This window comes from Archangium sp., assembly GCF_057119385.1.
In genome coordinates this window covers 1-20849 of sequence record NZ_DBNGVP010000105.1, presented here as the reverse complement: position 1 = coordinate 20849, position 20849 = coordinate 1, and the positions used below count along the sequence as shown (strand labels likewise).

16 protein-coding genes are annotated in these 20849 nt (G+C 69.9%); 5 read left to right on the top strand and 11 right to left on the bottom strand.

Annotated features, from left to right (window positions below; all coding sequences use genetic code 11):
- Positions 1 to 34 precede the first annotated feature (34 nt).
- Positions 35 to 430 (bottom strand): hypothetical protein, encoded by a 396-nt coding sequence (locus tag AC16DP_RS25860; RefSeq protein ID WP_329726347.1) that lies wholly within the window; start codon positions 428 to 430, stop codon positions 35 to 37.
- 167 nt (positions 431 to 597) lie between these two features.
- Here AC16DP_RS25860 and mtgA point away from each other — a divergent pair, with 167 nt between their 5' ends.
- Positions 598 to 1473 (top strand): monofunctional biosynthetic peptidoglycan transglycosylase, encoded by an 876-nt coding sequence (gene mtgA, locus AC16DP_RS25855; protein ID WP_329726348.1) that lies wholly within the window; start codon positions 598 to 600, stop codon positions 1471 to 1473.
- A gap of 3 nt (positions 1474 to 1476) precedes the next feature.
- Positions 1477 to 2151, top strand: coding sequence for an archaemetzincin (locus tag AC16DP_RS25850; RefSeq protein WP_329726349.1), 675 nt, complete (start codon positions 1477 to 1479; stop codon positions 2149 to 2151).
- A gap of 21 nt (positions 2152 to 2172) precedes the next feature.
- Here AC16DP_RS25850 and AC16DP_RS25845 read toward each other — a convergent pair whose 3' ends face one another.
- From AC16DP_RS25845 to AC16DP_RS25825, 5 genes are all read right to left on the bottom strand, one after another.
- Positions 2173 to 2625, bottom strand: a complete 453-nt coding sequence (locus AC16DP_RS25845; protein ID WP_329726350.1) for a hypothetical protein — start codon at positions 2623 to 2625, stop codon at positions 2173 to 2175.
- A 71-nt stretch (positions 2626 to 2696) separates the two neighbouring features.
- Entirely contained in the window at positions 2697 to 4559 is a 1863-nt protein-coding gene (locus AC16DP_RS25840; RefSeq protein WP_329726351.1) for a monovalent cation:proton antiporter-2 (CPA2) family protein, read from the bottom strand.
- A gap of 78 nt (positions 4560 to 4637) precedes the next feature.
- Positions 4638 to 5900, bottom strand: coding sequence for a glycosyltransferase (locus tag AC16DP_RS25835; protein ID WP_329726352.1), 1263 nt, complete (start codon positions 5898 to 5900; stop codon positions 4638 to 4640).
- Between the two features lie 12 nt (positions 5901 to 5912).
- A complete protein-coding gene (locus AC16DP_RS25830; RefSeq protein WP_329726353.1) occupies positions 5913 to 7982 on the bottom strand; it encodes an alginate lyase family protein in 2070 nt (689 codons plus the stop codon).
- Between the two features lie 27 nt (positions 7983 to 8009).
- Complete coding sequence (locus tag AC16DP_RS25825; protein WP_329726354.1) at positions 8010 to 9215, bottom strand: glycosyltransferase; 1206 nt, start codon at positions 9213 to 9215, stop codon at positions 8010 to 8012.
- Between the two features lie 296 nt (positions 9216 to 9511).
- Between AC16DP_RS25825 and AC16DP_RS25820 the strand changes: the two genes are divergently transcribed.
- Together AC16DP_RS25820 and AC16DP_RS25815 are read left to right on the top strand one after the other, a co-directional pair.
- Positions 9512 to 10696 carry a glycosyltransferase family 4 protein gene (locus AC16DP_RS25820; RefSeq protein ID WP_329726355.1) on the top strand — a complete coding sequence of 395 codons (1185 nt, stop codon included), beginning with the start codon at positions 9512 to 9514 and terminating at the stop codon, positions 10694 to 10696.
- A gap of 186 nt (positions 10697 to 10882) precedes the next feature.
- Positions 10883 to 12637: a CotH kinase family protein gene (locus AC16DP_RS25815; RefSeq protein WP_329726356.1), complete on the top strand. Its 1755-nt coding sequence runs from the start codon at positions 10883 to 10885 to the stop codon at positions 12635 to 12637.
- Positions 12638 to 12658: 21 nt separating this feature from the next.
- Here AC16DP_RS25815 and AC16DP_RS25810 read toward each other — a convergent pair whose 3' ends face one another.
- The 5 genes from AC16DP_RS25810 to AC16DP_RS25790 all read right to left on the bottom strand — a co-directional run bounded on the left by AC16DP_RS25810 (position 12659) and on the right by AC16DP_RS25790 (position 19894).
- The gene (locus AC16DP_RS25810; protein WP_329726357.1) at positions 12659 to 14290 is read right to left on the bottom strand and encodes a metallophosphoesterase; all 1632 of its coding nucleotides are present in this window, start codon (positions 14288 to 14290) and stop codon (positions 12659 to 12661) included.
- Positions 14291 to 14438: 148 nt separating this feature from the next.
- Positions 14439 to 15572 carry an SGNH/GDSL hydrolase family protein gene (locus AC16DP_RS25805; protein ID WP_483956878.1) on the bottom strand — a complete coding sequence of 378 codons (1134 nt, stop codon included), beginning with the start codon at positions 15570 to 15572 and terminating at the stop codon, positions 14439 to 14441.
- 165 nt (positions 15573 to 15737) lie between these two features.
- Entirely contained in the window at positions 15738 to 16958 is a 1221-nt protein-coding gene (locus tag AC16DP_RS25800) for a glycosyltransferase family 4 protein (protein WP_329726359.1), read from the bottom strand.
- 76 nt (positions 16959 to 17034) lie between these two features.
- Positions 17035 to 18555, bottom strand: a complete 1521-nt coding sequence (locus tag AC16DP_RS25795; protein ID WP_329726360.1) for a lipopolysaccharide biosynthesis protein — start codon at positions 18553 to 18555, stop codon at positions 17035 to 17037.
- 1 nt (position 18556) lies between these two features.
- Complete coding sequence (locus AC16DP_RS25790) at positions 18557 to 19894, bottom strand: O-antigen ligase family protein (protein ID WP_329726361.1); 1338 nt, start codon at positions 19892 to 19894, stop codon at positions 18557 to 18559.
- Between the two features lie 261 nt (positions 19895 to 20155).
- Between AC16DP_RS25790 and AC16DP_RS25785 the strand changes: the two genes are divergently transcribed.
- Positions 20156 to 20849 (top strand): DUF1565 domain-containing protein (locus AC16DP_RS25785; protein WP_483956877.1); only part of this gene is annotated, 694 nt, incomplete at its 3' end.

Genomic DNA, 20849 nt, shown 5'->3' with positions numbered 1-20849 from the left:
CCGGAGCACCCGGGACCGCTGCGAGCGCTACCGGCTACGGCGCCGTCGTGCAGCCGCAGCCGCAGTCATCGAAGAAGGCGGACTGGCCCTCGGGGCAGGTGAAACGGATGACCGCGCACTGAGCGGGGTCGCGGGAGACGTAGGTGTAGCCGGGCTCCTTGCCGGTGCAGCTCTTCTTCTCCTCCGAGGCCTGGCAGATGCCACCGCAGTCGGCGCCACCCTGGTTGGGGTCACAACTGTCGTTGGGATCGTCGACGCAGGTGAGGCCCTCGGCGCAGGGGATGGCGGCGATGCCCCCGCAGAATTCACCTGCCTGCGCTTCCGTCAGGGCGGCCGTTTGTGAGGCGGCATCGGCCGTGGGACTGCAGCCCGAACCCAGAAGGGCGATACCCACGACCAGGACACAGCAGGGAATAATACGAAGGGACATGTGAACTCTCCTTTGCGAGACAGAAATCGGCACGGAGAGTGCGATTTGGGGGAGGCGGGCGAGCATGCCCTTCGTGGGCAGGTGGGAGGGGGTTGTCTGTCGAGTCGGTGAATTTTCCTCGGGCGGCGCTTCGAGGTAGATGGGGCGCGGATATGGCCAGCCGGACGATGAAGCTGAAGCAGAGCACGGGCACCACGGGGAAGGTGAAGCAGGCGACCACGGGCAAGTCGCGCCAGGTGGCGGCGAAGGCGCCCGCGAGTGGCGGCTGGCTGCGCCGGGTGCTGATGGCGGCGTTCCTGGGGCTGGTGGTGTTCGCGTCCTACGAGTACGCGCGCCTGCCCTCGGCGGAGCCGTTGCTGAAGCAGAACCCGAAGCTGACGGCGCTGATGGAGCAGCGCGCGGAGGAGGCGCGGGATGCGGGCCAGAAGCCGAGGCGCCGCCAGCACTGGGTGGGACTGTCGAGCGTGTCCCGGCATGCGATCGACGCGGTGCTGCTGTCGGAGGACGCGAGCTTCTACCTGCACGAGGGCGTGGACACGAAGGAGCTGGAGAACGCACTGGAGGACGCGGTGCGCAAGGGCAAGCTGGGGCGGGGCGCGTCGACGATCACCCAGCAGCTGGCGAAGAACCTCTGGCTGTCCACGGACCGGAGCCTGCTGCGCAAGGGCAAGGAGCTGATCCTGGCGCACCGGCTGGAGGAGGCGCTGCCGAAGAACCGCATCCTCACGCTGTACATGAACGTGGTGGAGTGGGGGAACGGGGTGTACGGAATCGAGGCGGCGGCGCGGGAGCACTTCGGGGTGGCGGCCGCGGAGCTGACGCCAGCGCAGGGCGCCATCCTGGCGTCGATGCTGCCGGCGCCGCGCAAGCGGTCCCCGTCCTCGGGCTCGAGGGCGCTGAAGAAGCGGGCGCACTGGACCATCGATCAGATGGAAGTGGTGAAGCGGCTCAACGCGGAGCAGGCGAGGGCGGCGCACGCGGAGATCGATCAAATCCTCGGCGGAAAGAAGCCGGAGGAGTCCGAGGACGAAGCGGAAGGCTGACCCGTGCCCGATGCGGCTACACTGTGGATCATGCGCACCCGCCGCGTCGTGAGTCTCGGACTCCTGTTCATCACCCTGGTGCTGGTGGGGTCCTTCCTGGCGCCCGCGGCGGCGGAGCCTTCGCCGGAGCGGGTGGTCGCGATCGTGCCACTGGGCAAGGTGCGGCAGGAGTTCCTGGACAAGGTTCAGCAGGAGTTCCAGTCGCGCATGAAGGTGCGGATCCGCATCGATCCAGCGAGAGAGCTCCCTCAGGAGGCCTGGTACGCCCCGAGGAGCCGGTGGCGGGCGGATCGCATCCTGGAGTGGCTGGACGAGAACCCACCCGAGGGGGCGTGGAGGGTGGTGGCGGTGACGGAGGCGGAGATCTCCGCCACGAAGGGGAACATCCTCGACTGGGGGATCGCCGGGCTGGGGAGCATCGGCGGGCCGAGCTGCCTGGTGTCCGCGCACATCTACAAGAAGCACAGCAAGACGAAGGAGGCGCTGCTGCGCCGGTTGGGAGACCTGGCGGTGCACGAGTTCGGGCACACGCTGGGGTTCCCGCACTGCGAGGAGACGGGCTGCGTGATGGCGGACGCGAAGGGCAAGGCCATCTCGTCCGCGGACTCGAGCTCGGGGCACTACTGCGCGAAGTGCCTCGGGACGCTGTCCGCCGAGGACCGCGCGCTGGTGAAGTAGCGGCTCCCGCGCGGCCCGGTGTCAGGGCTCCGCCAGCCCCTGGGCCATCAGCGCCAGCCGGGTGACGATCTGCTCCTCCGAGGGCGGGATGACGGCGCTGACCGAGTGCAGCAGGTTGATGCGCAGGCCGTTGCTCCTGAGCCAGGCGATCAGCTCCTCGGCGTTGATGGGATCGGGCCGGACGAGGAACTTCCGGGCGATGGGCACCCGGGACAGGTACAGCGCCTCGAGCGAGGACAGCTCGCCCTCGGGGCCGTCGTAGACAGGCTCCGTGTGTTTGAACCAGGGCTTGATGTCCTCGAGGAGCCATTGGACCCGGGTGGTCTTGAAGCGCTCGAGCTTCAGGAACTCCTCCAGGTGGTTGCGCTCCAAGAGGATGCAGTCATCGCCCGCGCACCACGCCTCGATGCTGAGGTGGTGGGCCAGGAGGCGGTGCTGGCGCCGGCAATACTCGCGATGGGGATCCATGGACATGTCCGTGCTCTCCTCGTCCTGAGCGGCGTACCACTCCGGCCGGCTCCCGGCAGCCGGAATCCGGCCGGGTCTCACGCCCTGGGAGGTGGGGAACGTGGCGCAGTGGACGCATCGGGCCGGTCCGCCCCGTCCTCCTGCAGCCGGGCCTGGGTCTGGGGCCGGTTGTCCTGCTCGAAGAGCGAGCGCAGCTCCTCCCGGAACTGCTGCGACGTCTGGATGAGCTTCTCCTCGTCCTGGTACACCGCGTACTGCTTCTGGAGCATCTGCTCGTCGTAGGTGCGGAAGCGCTCGATGAGCTGCTGGGCCCGCTCCTCCTCGAAGCCGAGCCCCTGGAGCACGAGGCCGGCCATCTCCAGGCTCGACAGCAGCGTCTCCCGGTTGAGGATCTTCACGCCCTCGTCCAGCAGCCGGTAGGCATGCGCGCGGTTGCGGGCCCGGGCATAGACGGGCAACCCCGGGAAGTGGGCGCGCAGGAGCTGGGCCGTGCGCACCGAGGCGTCCATGTCGTCGATGGCCAGCACGAAGAGCTTCGCCTTGCCCGCGCCCGCGGCGCGCAGCAGATCCAGCCGCGAGGCGTCCCCGTAGTAGATCTTGTTGCCGTAGCGGCGCAGGAAGTCGACCTGCTCGGGGCTCACCTCCAGCGCGGTGAAGCCGATGTCCAGCATGTTGAGCACGCGTCCGATGATCTGCCCGTACCGGCCGAAGCCGGCGATGATCACCGGCTGCTGTTCCGCGTCCTCCATGGGGTCATACTCCGCGGGCACGGTGCGCCGCAGCAGGCGCTCGACCACGCGGTCATGCAGCACCAGCAGGATCGGCGTGGCGGCCATGGACAGGGACACCACCACCACGAGCTGCTCGGTGAGCGCGCGGTCCATCACCCCGGCGGAGGCGGCGGCCCCGAAGAGCACGAAGCCGAACTCGCCGCCCTGGGCGAGCGCCAGCGCCATGATGCGCCGCCCCTGCAGCATCAGCCCCATGGGCCGCCCGAGCCAGAAGAGCACGGCGCCCTTGAGCACCATCACCCCCACCACACACGCGGTGATGAACAGCGGCCGCTGGGTGACGAGCCCCAGGTTCATGGACATGCCCACCGCGATGAAGAAGAGCCCGAGCAGCAGGCCCTTGAAGGGCTCGATGTCCGCCTCCAGCTCGTGACGGTACTCGGAGTCCGCGAGCAGCACGCCCGCGAGGAACGTGCCCAGCGCCATGGAGATGCCGGCGAAGTTCATCAACAGCGCCACGCCCACCACCACCAGGAGCGTGGCGGCGGTGAAGAGCTCCTGCAACTGGGTGGAGGCGATGAGCCGGAAGGCGGGACGCACCAGGAAGCGTCCGCTCAGCACCACCACGGCCAGCACGGCCGCCACCTTGAGCACGGACAGCAGGACACCCGGGCCACCGCCGCCTCCCGAGTCCCCGGCTCCCCCGGCGAGCAGGGGGATGAGCGCGAGCAGGGGGATGACGGCGAGATCCTGGAACAGGAGGATGGCGAAGCTCTCGCGGCCGTGGCGGGCGGTGAGCTGCTGGCGCTCGCCGAGCAGCTGGAGGGCGATGGCCGTCGACGACAGGGACAGGCCGAGCCCGGCGATGAGGGCGGCCTTCAGGGACAGGCCGATCCACACGCCCGCGCCCGTGAGCACCCCGGCGCTGAGCACCACCTGCGCCAGGCCGAGCCCGAAGACGGAGCGCCGCAGCGCCCACAGGCGGGTGGGTTGGAGCTCGAGGCCGACGATGAACAGGAACAGCACGACGCCGAACTCGGCGAAGTGCAGGACGTCCTCGGGTTTCCCGATGAACCCCAGGCCCGAGGGGCCGATGAGGGCACCCGCGGCCAGATACCCGAGGATGGAGCCGAGCCCCAACCGCTTGAAGAGGGGCACCGCGATGACCGCGGCGATGAGGAAGACGGCGACTTCGTTGAGGATGCTCATCCGTGGTGCTCCAGGGCCGCGACCTCCCAACTCTAGTGGAGCGTCTTGTTCCCTGGGGAGCGTTCCCACGCGGACGGTTCATCCGGTTTCACTTTCGAGGCCACGAAGGGCCTCCGTGGCCGACTTCCCAGCCATGAGCGGGTTGCCCGTGGTGCTGATGGCTTGGGGATCCTGTCCGGCGTAGAGCGCCTCGAGGCGCGCGACGTGCACCTCCCACCGGAAGCGTTGCTCGACGAGCGCCCGGCCGTTCGCGCCCAACCATCGCCGCAGGCCCTCATCCAACAGCAGCCGCTCCACGGCGAAGGCGAACTCCTCCGGCGTATCGCCGATGAGGAGCTCCCGTTCCGGGCGGGCCTGGACACCCTGGTTGGCCACCGCCGTCGAGACCACCGGCGTCCCCGTGGCCATGGCCTCCAGGACCTTGTTCTGGATTCCGGAGCCGGACTGCATGGGGCAGATCGCCACCGTGGCCCTCCCGAGCCGCTCCTCCATCTTCGGGACCCGTCCGAGCACATGCACGTTGCTGCCGGGCCCGGCGAGCGTGCGGATGTTCGCCGGGGGATCCGCCCCGACGACCTCGAGCTGGAGCCGTGGCCACCGGGGCCGGAGCAACGGCCAGACCTCGCGCACGAACCAGCACACCGCCTCCTGGTTGGGCGGATAGGCCATGTTCCCCGTGAAGATGAGCGTTTCCGGAGCCCGGTCCTCGAGACCGCGGAACTGGTACTTCTCGACGTCCACCCCGTTGGGGTTCACCAGGATGTGCGGGCCTCCGAGCAGCTGCCGATCGATGGGCGAGGAGATGACCAACGAAGGGAACCGCTGGACGACGGCCCTCTCATAGTCGCGCACCCGCCGGTACTCCAGGTCGTACGCGAGGCGCATCAGGCCTCGCGCCTCGTTCCTCCGGGACAGCAGGTTCAGGCTCATGGAGTCGATCAGATCCACCACGATCGTCTTCTTCCCCACGAGATCCCAGACATAGGGGAGCATGCGGATGAGCGAGACGTGGAGGGCATCGAACCGCCCTCCGGCCAGCACCGTGGACAACGTCCTCTCGAAGCGGGAGGAGCGGTGGTACTCCACCTGCAGCGGCCGAGGCGTGAACAGGCCCGTGGCGAGGTTCACCGCGGCCTTCCACCGCGGCAGCGGGACGACGTGGACCTGCTCACACAACCTGGAGAGCGGCTCGAGTTGCTCGGGATTCACGGGCGAATCGTTCAGGCTGACGAGCGTGATCTCGTGCCGGCGGCTCAGTCCCTCGAGTTGGTGGAAGACACGCAGGGCGTCGCCCTTGATGAGCGGATACGGAAAGCGCGGCGTGATGAGGCAGATTCGCACGGCAATCCTCCTTCAATGAAACAGCACCCACATGCCAATCCGGATCGGCACCTCGGCTTCGACGCTTCCCAGGACGGCCCGGCAGTCGCGCACCTCGCCGTAGCCGGGCGAGTACCTGGCCGGCGCGATGCTGGGCTCGAGTGCGTGGGAGAAGAGGACGACGGCGCGGAGCGCGTCTGGTGGCCCGAGCTCGGCGGCCACCGGGCCGATGGAGTCCGGCGGTACTCCGACGAGGGCCACGCGCTGCCGTTCCTCGGGAGTGAGGGGCCGGAGCCGGACCTGCTCGTCTGGCAGGTGCAGCCGGAGCACCAGGTGGTGGCGCCCCCTGCCCTCGATGGCATCCATCACGGACAGCACGCGCTCGTCCTTGTGAAGGACGAAGGTCCTCTCCACCTGGACCGGGGCGGGAAGCGCCGCGTAGCTGGAGTGCCTCGCCACCAGGCGCTCCGTCCGCGGGCCCGGCTCGAAGCAGCGGACCTCGCAGCCGCCGCGATCCGGCAGGCTGAACAGCCGGCTGGCCTGGAAGGGTGATTGCTCCAGCCCATCGACCTCGAGCGTGTTGTGCGCCGCCGTCGAACGGAAGGCGTTTCGCAGCGAGGGCTCGCGCGTGTAGGTCGCGGTCCCCGCATCCACGATGACCGGATGGCCCGCCAGATGGAGCTCGAAGGACAGCCGGTCGTTGTGATTGTGGCCGCCCAGCCCGCGCTGCCCGACCGGCCCCGCGCTCACCGTGACCACGGCTCCCGCCCCCCGGAGCACGTGCAACCCGCTCCCCGGGGAGCTGAAGCTTTGGGGCTCCGCCCGTGCCCGCAGCCGGGAGAAGCATTGGTGGCCGTGCTCGCCGAGCAGCCAGACCGCCTCATCCGGAAGCTCGGCGCCCTGCGCCTTGAGCTCGGAGTCCCCGAAGAGCACCGCACCCAGAAGGGGCAGGTACCCGTGCTCCAGGCTGGGCCGATCACACAGGGGGAAGACGCGCCCCGAATCGTTGTCCCCGATCTGCGGCGCCAGCCCCCGCTCCGAGCAGTAGTCGCGGCTCACCTCGAACATCCGCCGCAGGCGGTGCGCGAAACGTGTGCCGAGCGCCAGGCCACATCCATGCGCCACCACATATGCCAGCGTGAACAGCTCGACGGACAGCCGATGGTAGGGCACCGAGCCCTCGAACGACACCCCGTCCGGGTGCACCTGGAGCTCCATCTGCCGCTGGAGCCCGTGCAGCGCACGCGCCACCTGCTCCTGGGCTCCGGGCAAGGCCGGGTAGAGCGCGCCGACCACCAGGAGCCCGACGTAGTCGGAGATCAGGTGGTTGTTGGGGACGAGCCAGTGGTCTTCCAGATGGTGCTCCACGAAGCGGGCATGCTGCTCGAGGGCCCCCAGGGCTCGTCTGAGGAAGGCCGGCTCGCGGACCGCCGGGGCATCCGCGAACATCCGCAGGGCCTGGGCGAGGTTGGCCGCTCGCAGGGCCACCTCCATCGCGCAGGCCCACTGGATGCCGTGGCCGGCCGGGTTCGCGTCGAGGAAGTCGGTCACCTGGCCGGTGAATTGCGCGGCGTAGCGCTCCCGCTGGGCCGCGTCCTCCGCCACCCAGTATCCCTGGCCGAGCGCGAGGAGCTGGTCCAGCCGTCCCAGGGCCCAGGGGTACTTCGGATCCATGCCCTCGCGGATGACCTGGAGCTGGGAGACGGGTTGCCGAGGGTAGCGCTCCCCGCTCAGTGGATCCCACGACCAGTCGATGGCGCCCGGCTCTCCGAACCGCACCTCCGTCCCGAACACGTTGAAGGTGCGCCGCGCGGCGGCCTCGGCGCGCTCGAGCGCTCTGTGAATGGCTCCGGGAGTGGCCCGGAGGGCCGTGAGCGTGTCCTCGCGCTGACGGGTGTCGCACCAGCAGGACGACACGGCGGATACAGCCGCGCGCACCTGCTCATCGCTCCAGGCCGCGATGGAGGGGTGGAGGCGTGGCTCCACGCCCGCGTGCTCCGGCCCCAGCACGTTTCGAATGGCCCGGAAGACCCTCCGGCTGGCGATGCGCGTCAGCTCGCTCCCCGGCGAGCGTCTCGCGACTTCCATGTAGTGGTTGAACATGAGCCCCCCCTTCGTCCGTCCCCCACGTCACTGGGGGCGCTGACCCAACCGCAGCATCGTCTCTCCCACGTGCCGGCGGATCTCCTCGACGCGTGCGTGCCAGCTCTCGTGGAAGATCCGCTGCGCGCGCTCACGGCTCGGCCCGGCCCCCTCCCTCAGGCACGCGGTGACCTGGCGGACATACTCCTCGGGTTCCCTGGCCAGCTTGCACAGGCCCACCTTCTCCACCTCCGGCAGCGGGGTGGACACGCACGGCAGGCCCGCGGCGAGGTATTCACGCACCTTGAGCGGGTTGGAGTTGAGCGTCAGCACGTTCCATTTGAAAGGCATCAGCGCCACGTCGAATGCCTTGCAGTAGCCAGGCAGCTCGGCGTACGGCTTGCGGCCCAGGAAGTGGATGTTCGGGATTGCCCGGAGCCGTGAGACGTCCACGTCCGGAGCAACCTTGCCGATGATGACGACGGAGCCCTCGGGGTACGCCCGGGCACATGCCTCGAAGACGTCGAGGTCCACCCAGTCCGCCACCAGCCCGAAGAAGCCGAGGATGGGCCCGGGCAGCTTCGCGATGTCCGGGGGGACGGCCGTGTCTGGCTCGCACGCCTTCACGAAGTGCTCGAAGTCGACTCCATGCCGCACGAGCACGGTGTTCGGGTTCACCTTCGCCTTGCTGTCGCGCAGGAGCTCGGCGGAGGTGATGCACAGGTGCGCCTTGTGCAGCAGCCGCTCCTCGAGCTCGGCGATGTGACGGCCATTCGTATCCGAGAAGGCCGAGAACTCATCCACGCAGTGGTAGACCACCAGCTCCTCGCCCAGCGTCCCCGAGACCGGAGCCGAGGCGGGCAGATAGGACCAGGAGATGACCCGCTGGAACCCGAGCGTGGCCATGGCCCGTTTGATCTGGAGCGTGAGCAGGGCGCGGTTGGTGGCGCGCACCAGCTCCGAGCCGTACAGCGGAATGGCGAGCGGGGAGAGGACATGGAAGTTGGGTTCGATGCGCTGGAGGCCCTGGGCGAACCTCGAGAGCTTCTTCCAGATGCGCCGGGCATCGTGCGCATTGGCCCGGGGCGCGCGGTTGCCGATGCTGTTGACCCAGAGGATCCGGTTCTCCCGGGCGAGAAGCCGCATGATGTGCATCTTCGACAACGGGTCACCATCCCAGTCGGTCGAGAAGACGATGATGTCCCGCCCCCGCAGGGCCTGCTTCGCGAGGTCCACCTCTTCGACACGCCTCATTTCCATCCTCCTCGAGCCCGAGGCGGACACGGGCTCTCGCCGGTCCGGCATCAGTGGGCGGCAGGGTGCGCATCATCCGGTGGGGGAGAGAACCCTGGCGCGGGGGTTGGCCCGCCGCCATCTGGAAGACAATCGCCGGGAGCGTTCACTGGCCGCGGTGGAGTCTGGCTGGCAGTGCATGTCGTTCGTCACTGGATGACGTTTCATACTCCCCAGCGGAGTGGTGCGCTTCGCGGCCCACCGTGCCCAACCTCATCACAAGAGGGGGACCCCACTCTCAACAGGCGGGGGGGCAGATGATGAGACTGCGTATCGCACTGCTGATGAACCTGGCTCCGCGGAAGCGTGGCTCGTTGGAGGATTGGATTCTCGCTTTCTGCCGGGAGGCCGCACGGCGCGGCCACCAGGCAGATGTCTGGCTGCGCCAGCCCATGCTGGAGTCCTTCGCCGTGGAGCTGAAGGCGAGCGGCGCGCGGGTGGATGACCTGGAGGACTTCGAACGGTCCGGGCTGTGGGCCATGACCCGGCGCCTGGCCGGGTATGACGTCATCCACCTCAACTTCATCTGGCCCCGCGGCCGCAGCGCGCTGGCGGCCTACGCGGCCTGGCCGGCCCAGGTGTTGTTCACCGCCCACTCGGACTTCGTCGAAGAGGAGGAGGGACTCCTCCAACGCGGCTTCCACTGGGCGATCAACCATGCCCTGATGCTCCGGGTGAACAGCCTGGCCGGTGTCTCCGAGCACGTCCGTGTCAAGGAGGGCCGGCGCCTGGGGCTCCCTCCCCACCGCTCCCGCACCATCTTCAATGGCGTGGACACCCGGCGCTTTCTTCCCCGCACGCGAGCGGGCGGGCGGGTGGAGCTCATCACCATCGCCAACCTCGTGAAGAGCAAGGGCGTGCACCACCTGCTGCGGGCCCTCGGGCGGCTGCGCTCGCCCAGGGTGCGCCTGCGTGTCGTCGGAGACGGCCCGGAGCTGCAATCCCTGCGCGAGCTCTCGGTGGAGCTCGGCATCCAACACCAGACGGAGTTCCTCGGGCTGCGCAACGACGTGCATGATCTGCTCGGCGCGTCGGACATCTGCATCCAGCCCACGCTGCTGGAGGCATTCGGCCTGACCATCGCGGAAGCCATGGCCTGTGGCTGCGCCGTGGTGGCCTCGCGGGCCGGCGGAATCCCCGAGGTCATCCAGCACGGCAGCACCGGCCTCCTGGTGGAGCCGGGGGACGAAGCCGGCCTCGCCGCCGCGATCGACCGCCTGGTGCGTGAACCGGAGTTGCGGCGCCGGCTCGGTGAGTCGGCGCGGCGGCGTGCCCGCGAGCACTACAGGCTGTCCCGCACCGTGCGGCAGCACGTGGACTGGTGCGAGGACGCGGCCGGGCTCGTCCTCCACCCGCCGGGCCACCTCACCGCCGTCCCGGAGCTCCCGGTCGCGGCTCCCGAGCCGGCTGCCACTCCTCGAACCGGTCCCCTTGCTCCCTGACTGTCTTTGCTTTCCCTCTGAAACCCTTTCTCCAAAGGATGGAACCCGGAAGCTCCATGCGAGGAAGCCGTCTGCCCAATCTCCAACCGCTGTACAGGGCACCTGTGAGCGAATGGGCGTGGGGGCGTGGCCTTCGTATTGCTCCCAGGCCAGGATATGAAGACTCGCATTCTCCGGAAATGGGGCTTGTTGTTCATCTGTCTCATGGCATGTGGTGGCGGTGGAGGGCAGGGCGGCGCTCCACCCGGCGGGTCGGTTTCCTCCGGGGAAGCACCGCCCCTCGCGGAAGCACCTCCCGTCCATCCGCCGCAATCCACGCCGGACGGAGCGCCGCCGCCGCGCCCGCCGGTGGTGCAACCCGGGCCGTTCCAGCTGCCGCCGCTCCAGGTGGACCTGCCTTCCTATGACATCACCATCGCCCCGGAGCTCCTGGCGGAGCTCGATCGGCGCCCTGGCCTGGAGGCCCAGGCGGCCACCTTCTCCTTCCAGGGCAGGAGCCAGCCGGTGGGGCTGCGCCTGCGCGGCTCGAGCGCCCGCTCCTTCCCGAAGCGCAGCTGGCGCATCGAGTTCCCCGATGGCGTGAAGTTCGACGGCCGGCGCAAGCACAACCTGATCGCCGAGTACCAGGACAGCACCTTGATGGTGGAGAAGCTCGGCTATGATCTGCTGCAGGCGCTCGGCGTCCCGGCCCCGCATGCGCGCTATGTCCGCTTGACCCTCAATGGCGTGTACCAGGGGGTGTACCTGGACCTCGAGCGCGTCGACAAGAACTTCCTCGACCGCCACGGTTTCGACGACGACGACGCCAGCATCTACCGGTGTGGTGCCAGGGATTGCGAGCTGAAGCCCTGGCGCATGCCCTACCAGACGGAGTGGGACAAGAAGACGAACGAGGACGTGGGTTCGGAAGACATCCTCGCCCTGGAGGACGCCATCTGCCACACCCCGGAGCCCGGCCTGGTGCGCATGCTGGAAGAGCGCATGGAGCTGGAGCGCTACCTGCGCTACCTCGTCACGGACGCGCTGATCAGCAACTACGTCATCCAGGACTCGCGCAGCTACTTCATCCACGACCGGGTGACGGGGCGCTGGAGCTACGTGCCCTGGGATGTGAACAACTCGGTGGCCACGTGGTGGCCCACCTACGGGCTGGGGATGGAGCCCATCGTCGACCACCCCATCTTCAACTTCAGCCTCGCCGATCCGTGGATCACCCGGCTGTATGAGCTGCGCAAGACCTTCACGCCGGGCCTGTTGCCCACCTTCTCCAACCTCAACACGCGCATCGCCTTCAACCCGGAGCTGCGCGAGCGCACCCTGCGGCTCATGGAGCGCGCGCTCGACGAGGTGTTCAACCCGGAGGTGCTCCACCCCCGGCTCGAGCAGATGCACGCCCTGCTGCTGCCCCACCTGATGCAGGATCCCTACATCAGCCAGCCGGACAAATACCGGCAGGACGGGCTGGCCCAGTTCCAGGCCGGGTTGCCGTACATGAAGCGCTATGTCACCCAGCGCCACGCCCACATCCGCCAGCAGATCGCCGCGTACCGCGCCCGCTCCCTGGGCCTGGCCCTCTCGGCGTTCGATCCGCGCGAGGGCTGGGTGGAGCTGCACAACTACAGCCCGGCCCCCGTGTCCACCCGGGGCATGGTCCTCACCAAGGATCTGCGGAGGGCGCTGACGCCCAACGTCCCCGAGCGCACGCTGGCCCCTGGAGAGACGGTGCGTTTCACCGCGGCCGAGCTGGGCATCACCACCCCGCCTCCCGCGGCCACCGTCACCCCGGGCGGGCCGGTGGGCTTCCCCGCTCGCGGGGAGATCGGACTCTTCAACGGGAAGTCCATCGTCGGGGTGATCGACCTGCTCTACTACGGAGAGCTCCCAGGGGGCCGCTTCTACGCGCGCAACGCGCAGGAGCCGGCCCGCTGGGAGATCCGTTGAGCAGACGCCCCGTGGGGCTGCCTACTCGCGGCGGCGGCGCCGGGTGAGCACCCAGGCCAGCGGGGCCGCCAGCACGAGCCAGGCTCCCGCGCCAGTGGCCGAGCAACCCGCCTGGGGCGAGGGCTCCAACCCCAGGTCCGGCACGGCCTCGGAGGGGGCACCCGGCGTGGCGCCGGACGGCGGAGGCGTCTGCGTCCCGGGCTCCGTCCCAGGCGCGGGCTCACCGGCGGGGGGCTCACCCGCGGTGGCCTCCGCGGTGACCGTCAGGCTGTGGGTGAGCACCTGGCCGCCGGCGGTGGAGGTGAGGGTGACGGTATAGGAGCCGGGCCTGTCATAGACGTGGGAGACCGTCTCGCCCTCGGCCCTCTGCCCGTCCCCGAAGTCCCACTCGAGGGTGGCCCCCTCCTGGGAGGTCTGGGCGTTCAGCAGCACCTCGAGCGGATGGGAACCCCGGTTGAGTCCGGCGCTGAGCACCGGCTGCCGCGGGCGCGGGGCGAGCACCTTGGTGAGCCGGAAGGTGTCGAGCACCGCACCCGTCTGGCTCACCATCTGCCCCGTCAGCGTCCCATCCTCGATGGTGACATCGAGGTAGCCCGACGAGCGGTTGCTGCGCATGGCGCTCCAGCTCGGCTGTGTGGGGACAAAGGCCTTGGTGTGGGAGCCCGTGCCCACGACGAGGTAGGTGACGCCGCCGGCGGCCGCGGTGTTGCCCTTCATGGGGTGGGTGCGCTCGTAGGTATGGTCATGCCCGGTGAGCACCATGTCCACGCCATACTGCTCGAGCACGGGCGCGTACATCTCACGGAGCTTCACCTCGGAGCCGTGCTCCGCCGCGCTGGAATAGGGCGGGTGATGGAAGAAGACGATCTTCCAGGGCTGCCGGGTGGAAGCGAGATCCGAGATGAGCCAGGCCCGTTGCGCGGCCTGATCACAGCGGCCCTTGGCGACACCCAGCGCGAGCAGGCAGCTGCTGTCCAGGGAGATGACGTGCGCGGGGCCCCAGTCGAACGAGTAGTAGCGCTCGGTGCCGGCGGGGTTGTTGGACGGCAGATAGAAGTTGTCCACGTACGGCTGGGCCTTGTCCGTCAGGTACTCGTGGTTGCCGGGCGTGGTGTAGATGGGCACGGCGGCGAGGAGGGGCGCCAGGGGCTGGAAGAGCTTCGTCTGGTGCTCCGCGTCGGTGCCGTTGTCATAGGCCCCGTCCCCCAGGCCCAGGAAGAAATCGGGCTTGCGGTTGAGGATGGTGCGGCCAACGTTCACCTCGGACGTCGCGCCCGTGCCGAAGTCGCCCACGGCCGCGAAGCGCACGCGCCCCGAGCCGGGAGGGGTGGCGGTGGTGAAGCGCACGGGCTGCGTCGTCGCGCCGCAGGCCTCGACCGAATAGCTGTGCTCCGTGCCGGCCCGCAGTCCCTCCAGCTTCACCACATGAAGGCGCCCCGAGGTGGGTGCGGTGGCGATGCGGGAGGTGTCGGTGCCCTGGCCGAAGCGGACGCGGGGGACACAGTCCGTGTCCGTCCGGAAGGCGACCAGCGCGCTCGTGGGTGTCACGGATTGCAGGTAGGGAGTCCGGGTCAGCCGCGCGGCCTCGCTCACGCCTGCGAATGCCAGCAGGGCCGTCAAGGCCGCCAGCAGGGAAAGGCTTTTATGGGGCATGCAAAGCTCCAGGGTTCACGTTCTGATGAGTGAGCAGAACGCATCAACCCCGTTTTCATTCGCGGCCCCATTCCGGGCTCGCGATGATCGAGCCTTTCCCGCCCGGCCATCTCAGGGCTGGGCCCCCCGCTCGGTGGCGGCTGCCCGCTCAGGGGCCCGGGGTGCCGCTCCCAGCCGAGCCCTCCTGTGGCGGCACGCCATCGGCCCGCAGCGCCCGCACCACCTCATCGGCCATGACGCGGTGGCCGGCGGCATTGGGGTGGACGCCATCCTCATCCAGGCCGTCGATGAAACGGTGCACGCTGTCCGGCGCGTGCATCACCGCCTCGAAGTCGATGACATCCGGTTGCCGGTGGGTGCGTATCCAGGCGTTCATCGCCAACCGGCTCACCTTCACCGCCTCGTATGTGCCGCCGGCGGCGAGCTCCTTGGGCAGCAGGGTGCCGACCCAGGTGCGGCAGAAGGGTTTCAGCCGCTCCGTCAGCTCGGCCATCTGCGCCTGGAGCTCGCTGTCCGGAGCGCTCGTCAGATCATTGGTGCCCAGCAGGACGATGCAGTCGGTGATGCCCGTCAGCATGAGCACCTCTCCGTCGAGCAACCGCAGCGCATCGTAGAAGCCCTGGCCGGAGACACCGGCATTGACGATGGGCACCCCGAGCTGGGAACCGGCCCGGAAGGCCCAGGTGTCCCGGAGGTCATCGTGGCCGCCGATGTAGCCCTCGGTGATGCTGTCGCCCAGGGCGACGAAGGCCCGCGAGGGAGGACCCTCGACCTCCACGGTGGCCAGGCCCACGGGCACCGCCCAGGGCAGGCCCCCCAGCGGGCCCGGCGTGCTGGCCCACGAGCCCGGGCGCATGAAGCCGCCGGGGAGCAGCTCGATGGAGCTCGCGGCCAGCTGGCCCTCCACCTCGAAGGACACCGCCAGCTCGTCACCCAGGCGGATGGGGAAGGACACGGGTTCCGAGACCACGCGCGTCCTCGCCGTCACGGAGACACCGGGCGAGCCGGAGAACGTCACGGGCACCGGCTCCGAGGCCAGCGAGCCCTCGCCGCCGGCCCGGGCAAGGGTGACCCGCCGCAACACCAGGGCGCCGTCTCCCGAGCGGAAGGCGAGCCGCACCCGCTGACCCCCCCTGCTCACCGGCACGCGCAGGCGGAACGTGGTGGTACTGCTCACGGCGTGGGACCAGCGCAGCGCGAGGTGGAAGCCCGGTTGGAACACGGGGTGCTCCGGCGGCGGAGGCTCCGGCGGGGGTGGCTCCGGCTCCTGCCCGCTGCTCACGGGGGCCTCCTCGAGGCCCTCCGGGGGCAGGGTGGGGACGCATCGGGTCACGAGGAGTGTCCCCAGACACAGCAGCACCGCACTGATTCGCCCTGTTCCCATCCGCCGCGCCTCCCTCCCTGTCACGGAGCCCCTCGTCCGGACCCGGCCCGTTCGCCGCAGAGCTCAGCCCTGAGGGCTCACCGCATTGGCCGGTACCCCTTGCGTCCCCACCTGGGCCGGCACGCCGCTGACGCCGAACGCGGGCCGTACCGCGGCCTCGGGGACGGGGACGGGGCGCGGCCGCACCGGGACGCCCCTGCGCTCGGAGGCCACCTGCTCCATGCAGTCCACGTGCTCGCTGATGCAGCGCGAGAGCGTGAAGGCGCGCTCCACCTTGCGCCGGCCCTCGGCTCCGAGCCGCGCGCGCAGCGCCGGATCGAACGCCAGGGTGTCGATGGCCTTCGCGAGCGTGGCCGCATCGCCCTTCGGGACGAGCAGGCCATTCACCCCATCATCGATGATCTCCGGGATGCCGCCGCTGCGCGTCGCGATGACGCCGCACCCACTGACCATCCCCTCGGTGACGGCGAGCCCGAAGGCCTCTTCCAGGGTGGGCGTGTGCACGCACACCTCCGCGTCGCGCAGCAGCAGGTGCACGTCGTCGCGCATCCCGAGGAACTCCACCCGCTTCTCCAGCTTCAGCTCACGCACGAGCGCCTTGTAGGGCTCCTCCATCCGGCCATACCCCACCACGCGCAGCGTGCAGTCCTGGGCGCGCGTGAGCGTCATGGCCCGCAGCAGCACGTCGATGCCCTTCTCGGGGATGAGCTGCGACACGCAGATCATGCGCAGCGCGCCAGTCGGATTGGGTGTCTTCTCCGTCGTGAACCGGCTGGGGTCCACGCCATTGTGGATGACGCGCGTGCGCCGGGCCTCCAGGCCGAAGCGCTCGACGTCGCGCCCGCGCACGTACTCGGACACGCCGACCAGCTCGTTCACGCGGCGGAGCGTCACCTGATCGAGCGCCCGGGAGAGAAACCTGCGCAGCGGCGCCACGGGCGTGTGGATGTCCCCGCAGTGTTCCACGAAGACGAGCGGGGCGGGCCAGGCGGCGTAGCAACTGAACGCCACCTGCGAGCGCGGTGGCAGCATGTTCGCGTAGATGAGGTCGTAACTGGCGAGCCGCCGCGCGGCCGCCACGGGTGCCGCCCTGAGCGACTCGATGGAGCCGAAGCCGACGCCCAGCCGGTCCAACTCCTGCTGTAACACGGGGTGCACGGGCAGGAGGGTGAACAGGTCCAGCGTGTGGCCCCGGCGGAGCGCCTCGGCGCAGACTCCGAGGACCCACTGCTCCAATGACCCGAGCTTCTTGGGCGGGGTCCCGACGATGAATGCAATCCGCATGGCTTCGTGTCCTCCAACGGCTGACTGCTTCAGGTTGCGCGGGAGGCAGGCACCCGCGAGGAAGGTCTCGAGTGCTTCAGCGCCTGAGCGAGGCGAGCAGGGCGAGGGGCCGCAGCCCGAACACCTGGAGGAGCGGCACCAGGGCGCCGGTGAACAGGACGCCCGCGGCGGCGACGTGCAACAGCGCGCCTTCGCGTCCGCCCAGCGTCTCGAGCAGGGGGCCCAGCCGGGGGGTGGTGGCGAGCACCGCCCCCACGCAGAGCCCCGTGGCGCCGCACAGCCGGGCGAGCTCCTTCACGGGAAGCCAGTCGCGCAGCGCGGGCGGCGGCCCTCCAGCGGCGAGCGCGCGCGGCAACTGCCGCAAGAGCAGCGCCTTGCCCACCACCTCCGCCAGGAGCCAGGCCAGGATGCCGCCGAGCATCCCCAGCCAGGGCACCAGCACCGCGAGCAGCGGCACCGTGACGGCCGCCTTGCCCAGGTAGGAGAAGAAGATGGTGCGTGTCTGGCCGCGCGCGCGCAGCAGCCCGTCCATCGGCAGGCACGCGAGCATGATGCCCAGCACGCTCACCCGGAAGATGGGGACCGCGGCGTCGAACCTGGCGCCGAACAGCGCGCGCACCACCCACGGTGCGCTGAGGACGAGGAAGGCGCTCGCCGGGATGAAGACCATGGCGAGCTTGCGCGCGGCCTCCCGGAAGAGTCCGGCCGCCTGTTCGCCGAGCCCCTGCTTGTCCAACTGGCCCACGCGCACCATGAGGACTTCGCTCGTGGGCGAGTAGAGCAGATCCACCAGCGGCACCTGGAAGCAGCCCACCGCGTACACGGCGTAGAGCGCGGGCGTCACGCCCAGTGCGACGGCGTATTGGTGCGCGACCTGTTGGGGAATGCTGATCATCATCGCCGCGCCGAACGGCAGCGCGTAGGCGAGCTGCGCGCGCAGGCCGGTCCACGAGGGCCGCCCGCCCTCCGCCGAGAGCACCATCCAGAGCGTCACGCAGAAGCGCGTCAGGGTCAGGGCCGCGAGCGCCGCCAGGGCCCCCTTCATCCCCAAGCCCAGGAGGAACGGCACGACGAGCGCCACGCTCTTGAGCACCTCGTAGCTCACGTACACGAGCGCCGACGCCCGGGTGCGGCCCTGGCTGGTCAGGGTCGTCTCCAGCAGCCCGCCGGCCAGGGAGAAGAGGACGAAGAAGGCGAGCTCGCGGCGGAACAGCAGCAGTGCCGGGTTGGGGAACCGCTCCGCGGCGAAGGGGAGCGCCACCCAGAGGAGCACCGCCCCCACGAGCCCCATGGTCAGGTTGAAGAGCTGCGTCTGCAGGAGGACGGCCCGGGGCCCCTGGGCCCGCGGCACGAAGTAGTAGAGGCTCTGCGCCATCCCCAGCGGCAGGATGCTCAGGATCGGACCGCACAGCAGGAAGATCTGCTTGTAGGTGCCGTACTCCTCGAGCGACAGCGTGCGCGCGAGGTACAGCGGGGTGACCACGGTGATGACGGCCGCCGTCATGCGCGCGAGCACGAGCGGCAGGGCCTGTCGCGTGGCGCTCGTGCCGCGCTGCTGCCGCGTTGCCGCCTCCGCCGCTGTCCCCTCCGCCGCCATGTCACAGTCCTCCCCACGTGTCGCCCCGGGCGAGACGTCCGGGCTGGGGCGCTTCCCCTCCCGTAAGGGGCGCGTGGGGCTCGAGTGGCGCGGGGGAGCGCGCGCCCCCGCTGGACGTGCCCTCCACCGGCACCGGGGAGGCGCGGGCCAGCCGCTCCCCGCAGGAGGCCAGCGCGAAGAGCACGTAGAAGTGGACGGACACCAGGAAGCCCGCGAAGAGGCAGGACACCAGGTAGCCCACCACCGACGCCGTGAGCGCCCGGGCCTGCCAGCCCTGCTCCTTCTCCCGCGCGGCCTGCCACAGGGGCCCGAGCACCGCGCCGATGAAGGCCAGGAAGAGCCCCAGCCCCACGAATCCCAGGTCCGAGATGACCTGGAGGAAGACATTGTGCGCGGCGTACACCCGGCCGCTCGCGTTCTGGGGCCCATAGAGCTGCCACGCGAAGGGGAAGGTGCCCGCCCCCACGCCCAGCAGCGGGTGCTCCAGGCTCACCCGCGAGGCCACCGTCCAGGCCTCCACGCGGCTCATCGCCGAGGCATCCTGCTCATAGGTGGACACCGTGCGGGTCCGCTCCCAGAAGCTCCGCGGAGAGAGCACCAGCATGGCCGCGGCCACGCCCACGACGAGGAGCGTGCGGCCCAGGCGGCGCTCCAACACCAGCCATGTCGCCGCGGAAGCCACGAGCCCCAGGAAGCCGCCGCGCGAGTAGCTCAACACCATGGCGGTGATGGCCATCGCGGCGGCCACGCCACAGGCCAGGCGCACCACCCACAGGGTCTGCCGCCGGACGAAGAAGGCCACCGCCAGGGGAACCACGATGCCCACGCTCATCGCCATGCGGTTGGGATCCGCGTACACGCCCAGCCACCGCGCGCGGTAGCCCTCCACCATGTCCACCCCCGCGTGGTGCCAGGCGATGACCCCGCGGGAGGTGACGAGCGAGGACAGGATGAGGGCGAGCAGGGCCCACCGCAGGCGCCGCTCCGTCGTCACGAGGTTGACGACCGTCAAATAGACGAGCACCCACTTGAGGAGCTCCACCGCCGTGGAGCGCGTGACGTCCGGGTACAGCGACCAGCGCACGGAGACGAAGACCAGGCCACAGAAGCACATGAGGAGCACGCCCCGCTGGCCATCCGCCCACAGCGGCTGCCTGCGCCCCACGCGTCCCAGGAGGAACAGGCCCGTGGCCACGGCCGACGTCAGCAGCGCCGGCCGCCACTGCGCGGCCCCGGGAATCCACTCACCCGGGCTGAGATAGATGCAGACCAGGAACGCGAGCAGGAATCCGAATGCCCAGCGGTCCCGGCCCTCTCTCGGCTTGCGTCCCATGCTCATCCCCCCACGCCCATCCACCGAGCCAAGGCCTGCTCGTTTCCGCGGTGACCCCAGGGTGCGCACCTGGGGGCGTGGGGACCATTGCCTCCCAGCGCACCATCTGGAGGGCAATGAAGCATCGGCTGCTGGATGAGACCCCGGGCCCGCGGGGCATGCCAGCCAGCGGCCACTCCCCCCGCTCCTGGGCCTTCACCCGCCGGAATCAACCGCGTCCGCGCGGTGTCCCAGACCACTCACTCTTTCCCACGAGGGATTGTCCCCATGCGCATTGCATCCACCCTGTCCCCTCTGCTCGCCGCCGCGCTGCTGGCCTCCGCGTGTGGAGGAGGAGCCGCCCCGGGAACGAGCGGCGCGATCGGCTCGGACGCCATCCAGCCAGACGGGCCCCCGGGCGTTCCCACCTCCTCCTCGAGCGCCGGGCCCACGGCTCCGATCGTCCCAGCCCACCCCGTACGCGAGTGGGTGGTGAGCACCACGGGCAACGACGCGGCGGCGGGTACGGCCGCGGCCCCGCTGCGCACCATCTCCCGGGCCGTCTCCCTGGCCGGGCCGGGCGAGCTCATCCGCGTGCGCGCCGGCACCTACGCCGAGCGCGTCCTCCTCATGGGCTCCGTCCGCGATGGCACCGCCTCGGCTCCCATCACCCTGCTGGGCGAGGGCAAGCCCCGCATCGTCCTGGGCTCCCAGTCCGGCGCCCTCATGGTGGTGGGGCGCAGCCATTGGACCATCCGGGGCTTCGACATCGACGTCGAGAACCGTCCGGCCATCGGGGTGGCGTTCTCCGGCAACGTCCAGGGCACGCTGCTCGCCGACTCGGAGATCCACCATGCGAAGTATGGCGCGGGGGTGAGCTTCCACAATGGAGCCAATGGCGCCACGCTCGAGAACAATGACATCCACCACCACGTCCTCGCGGGCGAGGACTCCCACGGGGTGATGATCCAGCCCACGGCGC

What these genes read in the sequence shown, in the direction of transcription:
- AC16DP_RS25860 (WP_329726347.1), bottom strand. Translation starts at nt 430, where the DNA reads ATGTCCCTTCGTATTATTCCCTGCTGTGTCCTGGTCGTGGGTATCGCC.
- mtgA (WP_329726348.1), top strand. Translation starts at nt 598, where the DNA reads ATGAAGCTGAAGCAGAGCACGGGCACCACGGGGAAGGTGAAGCAGGCG.
- AC16DP_RS25845 (WP_329726350.1), bottom strand. Translation starts at nt 2,625, where the DNA reads ATGTCCATGGATCCCCATCGCGAGTATTGCCGGCGCCAGCACCGCCTC.
- AC16DP_RS25840 (WP_329726351.1), bottom strand. Translation starts at nt 4,559, where the DNA reads ATGAGCATCCTCAACGAAGTCGCCGTCTTCCTCATCGCCGCGGTCATC.
- AC16DP_RS25830 (WP_329726353.1), bottom strand. Translation starts at nt 7,982, where the DNA reads ATGTTCAACCACTACATGGAAGTCGCGAGACGCTCGCCGGGGAGCGAG.
- AC16DP_RS25825 (WP_329726354.1), bottom strand. Translation starts at nt 9,215, where the DNA reads ATGAGGCGTGTCGAAGAGGTGGACCTCGCGAAGCAGGCCCTGCGGGGG.
- AC16DP_RS25820 (WP_329726355.1), top strand. Translation starts at nt 9,512, where the DNA reads ATGATGAGACTGCGTATCGCACTGCTGATGAACCTGGCTCCGCGGAAG.
- AC16DP_RS25810 (WP_329726357.1), bottom strand. Translation starts at nt 14,290, where the DNA reads ATGCCCCATAAAAGCCTTTCCCTGCTGGCGGCCTTGACGGCCCTGCTG.
- AC16DP_RS25800 (WP_329726359.1), bottom strand. Translation starts at nt 16,958, where the DNA reads ATGCGGATTGCATTCATCGTCGGGACCCCGCCCAAGAAGCTCGGGTCA.
- AC16DP_RS25795 (WP_329726360.1), bottom strand. Translation starts at nt 18,555, where the DNA reads ATGGCGGCGGAGGGGACAGCGGCGGAGGCGGCAACGCGGCAGCAGCGC.
- AC16DP_RS25790 (WP_329726361.1), bottom strand. Translation starts at nt 19,894, where the DNA reads ATGAGCATGGGACGCAAGCCGAGAGAGGGCCGGGACCGCTGGGCATTC.